2 protein-coding genes are annotated in these 2,239 nt (G+C 66.2%); both read right to left on the bottom strand.

All coding sequences use genetic code 11. The features are described from left to right. On the bottom strand, positions 1-424 hold a 424-nt coding region (locus tag ACE3S9_RS18770), incomplete at its 3' end, for an ATP phosphoribosyltransferase regulatory subunit (RefSeq protein WP_374547995.1). An 82-nt stretch (positions 425-506) separates the two neighbouring features. Further along, positions 507-2,006: a histidine--tRNA ligase gene (gene hisS / locus ACE3S9_RS18765; protein ID WP_374547994.1), complete on the bottom strand. Its 1,500-nt coding sequence runs from the start codon at positions 2,004-2,006 to the stop codon at positions 507-509. Positions 2,007-2,239 lie beyond the last annotated feature (233 nt).

Raw genomic sequence — 2,239 nt, 5'->3', positions numbered from 1 at the left:
CGCCGATGCGGATGCGCCAGCCGCCGGGAACCGGGCCGGCCGCTTCGAGCGCGAGGGCGAGCACTTCGGCGTCGGCGGCCTCACGGTCGGCGCGGCCGAAGCTTTCCAGCCCGACCTGCGGAAATTCGGGCGAACCGCTGGAGCGCTGGCGGAACACCGGGCCGGCGCAGCAGAAAGCGGCGGGTTGGCCGGCGCGCGGCGAGGCGAGATAATCGAGCGACAGGGGAATGGTGAATTCCGGCCGCAGGCAATAGTCGCCGCCGACGGCGTCGGAGGTGAGCAGCAGGCGGCCGCGCACATCCTCTCCAGACAGAGCGAGAAAGACCGAGGCCGGCTGCAGAATGGCGGGCGCGCAGGGCTCATAGCCCGCGGTTTCCAGCTTCCGCAGGAAGGCCTCGCCTGTCTCGTCACCGCCCGCGCCCATGATTGGCTCCAAACCCGAAATGCGACGCAGGACTAGCAAAAGCGCGCCGCGCGCGCATCCCCTTATCATCCGGCACAGTGAATTAAAGCCCGTGGCGGTCCAGAATTTCGCGCACGGCGGCGACCATATTGTCCTCGGAGACCGAAATCTGCGCGGGACGCGCCGCCTTCCACTCTTCGTTGGAGGCGATGGCCGCGGCGGCCTGCGCGCCCTCGATCAGGTCCTTGAGCTGGACCTCGCCGCGCTCGCGCTCGTTCGAGCCCTGGATAACCACGCAGGGGCTCTTGCGGCGGTCGGCATATTTCATCTGCGGCTTCATGCCGGACGAGCCGAGATAAAGCTCGGCGCGGATTCCGGCGTCGCGCAGCCGGCCGACCAGAGCCTGATAATTGGCGATGCGATCGCGATCCATCACCAGCACCACCACCGGGCCGTTATGGGGCTGGCGCGCGACCAGCGGCGAGTCGATGGCCTTCAGGGCGGCATAGAGTCGCGACACGCCGATGGAAAAGCCGGTGGCGGGAACGTCCTCGCCACGGAAACGCGCCACCAGCCCGTCATAGCGGCCGCCGCCGCCGACCGAGCCGAACCGGATCGGCTGGCCCTTGTCGTCCCTGGCTTCCAGCGAGAGATCCGCCTCGAACACCGGGCCGGTGTAATATTCCAGCCCGCGCACGACGGACGGGTCGAGGCTGACGCGACTCTCATTATAGCCGGCGGCCTTGGCGAGTTCGTCGAGCACGCGCAATTCGGCGACGCCCTCCAGCCCGCGCGCGGAACTGGAGACAATGGCTTCCAGCGCCTCGAGCGTCTGGGCGTTGGTGGATCGGCGCGCGTCGGTGAAGGCCAGAACCTTGTCGATGGCCGCCGCGTCGAGCCCGGCGCCTTTGGTGAAATCGCCGGATTCGTCTTTGCGGCCGGGGCCGAGCAAAAAGCGCACGCCCTCCGGACCGAGCCGGTCGAGCTTGTCGATCGCGCGCAGCACCACCAGCCGGCGCCCGGCGTCTTCCGCCGCGCCGAGGCCGATCGCCTCCATCACGCCGTCGAGAATCTTGCGGTTGTTGACCTTGATGCAATAGTCGCCGCGCGCGATTCCGAGCTTTTCAAGGGTGTCGGCGGCCATCATGCAGAGTTCGGCGTCGGCGGCCGGGCTGGCCGAGCCGATGGTGTCGGCGTCGAATTGCAGGAATTGGCGGAAGCGGCCCGGGCCCGGCTTCTCGTTGCGGAACACGGTGCCGCCGCGATAGGAGCGATAGGGCTTGGGCAGGCTCTCATAATGTTCGGCGAAATGGCGGGCGAGCGGCGCGGTCAGGTCATAGCGCAGCGACAGCCATTGCTCGTCGTCGTCCTGGAACGAGAACACGCCTTCATTGGGCCGGTCCTGGTCCGGCAGGAATTTGCCGAGCGCGTCGGTATATTCCATCGCCGGCGTTTCGACCGCCTCGAAACCGTAAAGCTCGTAATTGCGCTTGATGGCGGCGAGCATGGCGTCCATGGCGGCGATTTCATCGGCGCCGCGGTCGGCGAGCCCGCGCGGCAGGCGCGCTTTGACGAGAGAGGCGGCGGGTTTTGGGTCGGTCATGATGCGGTTTCCGTCTTTCCGCCTCTCTTATGCGGCGGCGCGGGCGCAGACAAGCCTTTGCGGCGGGGCCGCGGCCCGCGCCTCGACGGACGGCCGCAAAGAGGGGGGTCGAGAAATGCGATGCTTAAAAATTGCGTAATGAATCGATTGTAAAATCCACAGGTCAGCTTCAGGCGATATTAATGCTGACGCTCCTCTTTCTACTATTGTGCAAATTTTTATCGAATCTCCAA

The organism is Rhodoblastus sp., from assembly GCF_041915505.1.
Classification (GTDB): Bacteria; Pseudomonadota; Alphaproteobacteria; order Rhizobiales; family Beijerinckiaceae; genus Rhodoblastus.
Note: the sequence above shows the minus strand (reverse complement) of the source record. Positions and strands in the feature narration are given on the sequence as shown.